This is a genomic window from Ferruginibacter sp., from assembly GCF_031430955.1.
Taxonomy (GTDB): domain Bacteria; phylum Bacteroidota; class Bacteroidia; order Chitinophagales; family Chitinophagaceae; genus Ferruginibacter.
Window position 1 is genome coordinate 1 of sequence record NZ_JANPCM010000460.1, and the last position, 6528, is coordinate 6528.

A 6528-nucleotide genomic window follows, 5' to 3' on the forward strand; every position below is an offset into this window, starting at 1 on the left:
TAAACCAAATGCACCAATGGTTTTTTTGGTTGATCATTTTTTTGAAGGAAAAGATTTAGCAGCAAGAGTTCCGCTTAAGGGCAATGATAAAATTATTTATGTTGATGTTACCTACGAACCTAAAACCACTTATGTAGATACCCTGGCACAACAATTAAAAGAAGAATTTGGAAGCGTTAGCGGTGTAATTGGTATTGGTGGTGGCAGCGCAATGGATCTTGCTAAAGCGGTTGGTTTAATGATGAACAACCCCGGCTCTTCTGCCGATTACCAGGGCTGGGATTTGGTAAAACAACCCGGTGTATATAAAGTAGGTATTCCAACTTTAAGTGGTACCGGTGCCGAGGTTAGCAGAACAACGGTGTTAACCGGCCCCACAAAAAAACTGGGTATGAACTCAGACTTTACGCCTTTTGATCAAATTATTTTAGACCCCGAACTTACTGCTAACGCTCCAGCCAACCAGCGCTTTTACACCGGCATGGATTGTTATATTCATTGCATTGAAAGCTTAACAGGCACTTACTTAAATGAATTCAGTAAAAGTTATGGCGAAAAAGCGTTGCAGCTTTGCCGGGATGTGTATGTAAATAAAGACAACTGGGATGCAGACAGCGACGATAAATTAATGATGGCATCTTATGCCGGCGGTATGAGTATTGCTTACAGCCAGGTTGGAGTAGCGCATGCCGTTAGTTACGGCTTAAGTTATTTACTGGGTACCAAACATGGTGTAGGCAATTGCATTGTGTTTGATAAATTACAGGATTATTATCCCGAAGGTGTAAAAGAATTTAAACTGATGGTGGCTAAAAACAATATTGATATACCACAACATATTTGCGCTAATTTAAACGATGATGATTTTAATAAAATGATTGATGTATCGTTAGGTATGAAGCCGCTTTGGGAAAATGCTTTGGGAAAAGATTGGGAAAAAATAATGACCAGGGAAAAGTTGAGAAAATTATATGAACAATTATAAATGTAATTTTATATAACTTCAACTAATGTTTGAACAAAGCAAAAAATATTTTTCTTATATTTTAAATCCCATGGATTTGCTGCGTACAAAAAAAGTATTGCATGTAAATCCTACTGTTGCAGCCACCAGAAAAGAGCCTGACGAAATAAAACTTTTTGTTTACGATTTTGATACAGTAAATGTGGATATGAAGGAACTTAAAAACGTTCCGGAGTGTTTTCCTTATTTAGATTCTGCTAAAACAACCTGGATAAATGTTGATGGCCTGCGTAAAACCGATGTTGAAAAAATTTGCAGCCATTACGGTATCCATTATTTAATTACAGAAGATATTTTAAGTATTGGCCAACGGCCTAAAATGGATGAAATTGAAGGCCTGGTATTTTGTTTATTAAATATGATGTACTTCAACGAAAAAGATTCGGCGGTAGAAATTGAGCAGATAAGCATTATACTGGGTAAAAATTTTGTTATAAGCTTTCAGGAAGATGCAGCAAAAGATGTTTTTAACCCTTTAAGAGAAAGATTAAAAATAAACGGGAGTAAAGTACGGCAGCAAAAAGCAGATTTTTTATTTTACTCTTTGATTGATATGATTGTAGATAATTATTTTGTGGTAATGGAAAAACTGGGAGAAAAAATTGAAGGGCTGGAAGAAGATATTGTTCGCAATGCCAATACAAGAACCCTTGCAAAAATAAATATGCTGCGTAAAGAAATGATTGTATTAAAAAGAAGCATTGCGCCTGTAAGGGAATTGGTAAATGGTATTTTACGCACCGAAAGTGAACTGATAGAAGAGCGTACAGAAAAATATTTTAAAGATGTGTACGATCATATTTTACAGGCAAACGAACTGGCCGAAAACTACCGGGATATGATGATGAACTTAAATGACCTGTATTTAAGTAACGTAAATTTAAAAATGAACGAAGTGATGAAAGTGATGACGGTGGTTACCTGTTTATTGGCACCCGCAACTGTTATCGGTGGTATTTTTGGAATGAACTTTGAAACCATTCCACTGCTGCACAACAAATGGGGGTTTTTTATTTCTGTAGGTTTAATGTTGTTTATTCCTCTTGCAATGATAAGGATGTTTAGAAAACGTGGCTGGTTTTAGACGTGAATGGTGAAATGTGAGTGAAGATTTTCTGTTGCTCATTTTACTCACGACTCACAACTTACTGCTCACGAAAATTGGCTTACAACTTTTTCTTAAAAATTGGCACTGTGCTGCAAGGCTCTCCATACATAATACTTTTTACAACAGGCCTCAGTAAATTAGTGATCTCTACATAAGCCGATTCTGATACCGGTAATTCGCCGCAACCTTTTATCACGACTCTTTTATCTGCAAATTCTGCAGTGTTTATTTTATACAGGTTTTTTAAAAACAATGTTTTTTGTAAAAAATCTTCGTTACCAAAAACTACATTTTTTGCAACAGGCTGCAGGTAACTGGCCACCAGCATATTTGCCCACATAGGTATTACTGCATCGGCGGTACAGGTAATGGCTATGTTTTTATCCAGGTATGGTGTAAGGTCTAAATTTTTTAAGGCTTCTCTAAAATCTTTCTCTTTTAAAATCAGGCCCATAAATAAATAATCTTTCAAATCAAAAAGCATTACCTCGCCTTGCGGATAATAATCTTCCAGGTTTAAAGTTATGATGCCGCTTTCGGCAACTTTATTTATCATTACATCTTGTTCCATATTGCAAAGTTATAGCAATATTATTGCGGCAAAGCCGGCGGTTTAAAAAATTCTTTATCCCGTAAATTAAAACAGCCACGCTTTTAATGGCGTGGCTGAATAAATATGCTGGTTGTTATTAATAATATTTGCTGCGGTTATCTTTAATGGTAGCCTGATTTTTTAAACCTTCCAGCCAGCCTGCTGCAGCCTGGTTACGCAGGTTGGTTGTTTGCTGTATTTTTCTTTGTGCTTCTGCTTCTGGTGTATCAGCTGGTTTTTCGCCAATACTGTTTACTTTAATTACAAATACGCCTGTATTGCCTTCAATAGGTGCAGATACTTTGGTTTGATTTGCAGCATTAAAACTTGCGCCAATTACTTTTGGTTCCTGCCCCAGGTTGGGAATGATTTGGCTGTTGAATGTAATGGAGCTGTCGGCGCCGGCTGTTAAAACCTGTTGCTTATAGGCAGTTGCTGCACTTTCTAATGTTGGGTTAGCGCCAAGAGTTTTAATAATTGCTTCTGCTTTCTTTTTATTGCGGATAACACCTTCAACCATTGACCTTGCAGTTTTTGCATCTTGTGTTCCTTCCTCCTGCACTTTATCAACCGTTACCACCACAAACTGATCGTTAATATTAAATGGTTCGCTTACATCGCCTTTTTTTGCTTCAAATACCCATTTCACTAAACCTCTTGCATCCTGCAATTGACCAACCTGGTAATCATTTTCTTTTACAATTGCCGGCCAGCTTACTTTTTGCAAACCATTTTTAGCAAGATAATCATCGAAATCTTTTCCGCTTTTTTGGCCCGATAATTTTGTGGCGTTATTATTTGCATTACCAATTGTAGCATCACTGGAGAAAATTTCTTTTGCCATAAAAGCAATTTTATATGCAGGCATCGATCCTTTTTCTCCTGTTATTTCAATTACATGGTAGCCAAACCTGGTCCTGATAACTTCTTTTGTTCCTACAGGTTTACCAAAAATTGCTTGATTAAACTCTTCCACCATTGGTGCGCTAAAACCAAAAAATCCTAAATCGCCACCCTTATCCTTTGTTCCATCTGTACCAAATTGTTTTGCCATTACTGCAAAATCTGCCCCTCCTTTAATTGCTGTAAAAATGCTGTCGGCTTTTTTCTTAGCAATACTGTCTTCCATAATTGGCTGCCCTGTTTGAGGATCTGCAGTAGGAATTAATATATGTCTTGCTCTTGAGCTGTCGGGTAAAGTTTTAGTACCTAATACTTTTGCCAAAACATAATTAACACCATCAACATAAGGGCCATAAACTGTACCAACGGGTTGTTTAATAATGGTATCAATTGCTACCGAGTTAATTCTTGATTTTGGAAGATAGTTACTGTCAAATTCAATACTTGAAGTATTTCTTGCTATAAATGCTTTTGTATTAGTTTCTGTTGCAAAGGTTTCTTTTAAATTATTTACAATTTCTTTTGTTTTAGCACTATCTTCTGTACTTGGTAATTGGCTAAAACTAACATAAGAAATCATACGGCCAGCCTCCTGCTTAAATTGATTTTTGTGCTTTTGAACATAACTTTCAATTTCATCATCACTTACTTTTATTGTACTGTCTCCAATTACATTATATGGAACACCTACGTAAGAAATATTTGCAAACTTTTTATTATCTGCTTTTTCTTTTTCCTGCATCCAGCTTGGGTAATAAGCGCTGGCATTAAGTAATGCTGAGTATTTTGCATAAATGCTGCCGTCTTTTATTTGTTCTGTCATTTGATTATAACTATCACCCTCTTTTCCTTTTGCCTTTTTCATTTCGCTTATTTTTTGGCTCACTTTTCCTGCATCAAGTCTTCCTGTTGCCGGATCGGTAAAGCCTGCACCTGCCTGTAAAAAAGGATTACCCTGATCGTTACTAAAAAACAAACTGTTTAATTCTTTAGAAGTAAATCCTAACCCTAATTTCTCTGCTTCTGCCGAAAATATTTTTAACCCTACTATATTATCCCAAACCTGCTGCCTTATCTGGCCAGCTTCGGGCTTTCTTCCATATTGCTGCGCCTGTTGCTCTGCATTTGCATCGGCCTGAGTAAATTTTTCGTCAAACAAAGCTTTTTCAACAGGTTCGCCATTTACTTTGCCTACACTGTTTGATAAAGAACCAAAGAAACCGCCACCAGCACCCTTGGTTCCCGATTTAGCATCCATTAATAAAAAGCCAATTAAACTTAAAGCTATTACTGCAATTACCACCGCAGCGCCTTTATCACGAATTGTTTGAATTATTTGCATATTTTTCCTGTAATTAAAATGGACGGCAAAAATAGGGGAAAAACAGCTATTAACATTGAATTTTTAGCGGCTTAAAACGCTAATATTGAGTATTGGCAGGGTTTTAGAAGCTTTGACAAATAACGTTCATACTATTTATTAACATCAGTGTTGTTTAATAGTTTTAAACAACGGTTTGTTAATAAGGTTGTTTTACTGTTAATAACCATGGTTTGTTTCATAAAAAATTCTTTACAAAATGAGTTTAATTTTTCGGTAAAGCGTTTTTTAAAATAATAATGTTGGAAGGCGACATTTTATACCATGGATATTAACAGCCGTTTTTAAAAAATTATCATTTTAGTTTTCCTCAGCTTTTTTTATTAATGGTGTGTTTATAATTAAAGTAATAAAATATATAAGTCAGCGGCAGCAGGCATTTTTTTGTTGATAGTTGTAATTTTATTTATGTTAATTATGTGTGGATGAAGGTGGATAAGTAAAAGGTTTTAATTTTACATCACAGAAAAAATATTTTCTTTACACTTATTAACACCCATAGTAGTAGTAAGTGATTATATAAATAATAAGTATTAATACATATTATGACAGATATTAACAGCGCAAAAAAAAATATTGATTCCACCGGTTTTTTAGATTTGTACATTAATCCTGAAATGGATTTGTTTGCAGAAATTGAAAGATTAAAAAAAGAAAAGAATGCTATTATACTGGCGCACTATTACCAGGAGCCGGATATACAGGATGTGGCCGATTTTATTGGCGACAGTTTAGGGCTTGCACAAAAGGCTGCAACAACTAATGCTGATATTATAGTTTTTGCCGGCGTTCACTTTATGGCGGAAACTGCTAAAATTTTAAATCCTTCTAAAAAAGTTTTATTACCCGATTTAAAAGCAGGCTGCTCTTTAAGCGATAGTGCACCACCACCATTGTTTAAATTATTTAAAGATAAACATCCCGATCATTTAGTAATTACATACATCAACTGCTCTGCAGGTATGAAGGCTTTAAGTGATATCATCTGTACATCTTCCAATGCCCAAAAAATTGTAGAAAGTCTTCCGGCAAGTCAACCTATCATTTTTGCACCAGATAAGAACCTTGGGGCTTATATCAACAAACAAACGGGTAGAAACATGTTACTGTGGAATGGTGCCTGTATGGTACATGAAATTTTTAGTTTAGAAAAAATAACCAAATTAAAAATCCGTCATCCAAAAGCAAAAGTTATTGCTCACCCCGAGTGTGAAGCACCTGTTTTAGCCATTGCTGATTATATTGGCAGCACTACAGGGTTATTAAAATTTACAGAGAAAGATGCCGCTACTGAATTTATTGTAGTTACAGAAACTGGTATCCTGCATCAAATGCAAAAAAATAATCCTGCTAAAACATTTATACCTGCACCACCTAATAACAGTTGCGCCTGCAACGATTGTCCGCACATGAAATTAAACACTTTGGAGAAATTGTATTTATGTATGGAGTATGAATTGCCAGAAATTATCATGGATGAAGAATTACGTCTTGCTGCTAAAAAACCAATTGACAGAATG

5 protein-coding genes are annotated in these 6528 nt (G+C 35.6%); 3 read left to right on the plus strand and 2 right to left on the minus strand.

Features of this window, described 5'->3' with window-relative positions:
- Positions 1-985 (plus strand): iron-containing alcohol dehydrogenase family protein (locus ACY65O_RS12680; protein ID WP_462221226.1); only part of this gene is annotated, 985 nt, incomplete at its 5' end.
- Positions 986-1010: 25 nt separating this feature from the next.
- On the plus strand, positions 1011-2108 hold the full coding sequence (gene corA / locus ACY65O_RS12685) for a magnesium/cobalt transporter CorA (RefSeq protein WP_462221227.1): 1098 nt from the start codon (positions 1011-1013) through the stop codon (positions 2106-2108).
- 82 nt (positions 2109-2190) lie between these two features.
- Here corA and ACY65O_RS12690 read toward each other — a convergent pair whose 3' ends face one another.
- Positions 2191-2703: a DUF2480 family protein gene (locus tag ACY65O_RS12690; protein ID WP_462221228.1), complete on the minus strand. Its 513-nt coding sequence runs from the start codon at positions 2701-2703 to the stop codon at positions 2191-2193.
- Positions 2704-2821: 118 nt separating this feature from the next.
- On the minus strand, positions 2822-4969 hold the full coding sequence (locus ACY65O_RS12695; protein WP_462221229.1) for a peptidylprolyl isomerase: 2148 nt from the start codon (positions 4967-4969) through the stop codon (positions 2822-2824).
- Between the two features lie 584 nt (positions 4970-5553).
- On the opposite strand from ACY65O_RS12695, the gene nadA reads away from it, so the two are divergent.
- A partial coding sequence (nadA, locus tag ACY65O_RS12700; RefSeq protein ID WP_462221230.1) for a quinolinate synthase NadA occupies positions 5554-6528 on the plus strand: 975 nt, incomplete at its 3' end.

Coding starts and splice junctions, on each gene's coding strand:
- corA (WP_462221227.1), top strand. CDS start 1,011: ATGTTTGAACAAAGCAAAAAATATTTTTCTTATATTTTAAATCCCATG.
- ACY65O_RS12695 (WP_462221229.1), bottom strand. CDS start 4,969: ATGCAAATAATTCAAACAATTCGTGATAAAGGCGCTGCGGTGGTAATT.
- ACY65O_RS12690 (WP_462221228.1), bottom strand. CDS start 2,703: ATGGAACAAGATGTAATGATAAATAAAGTTGCCGAAAGCGGCATCATA.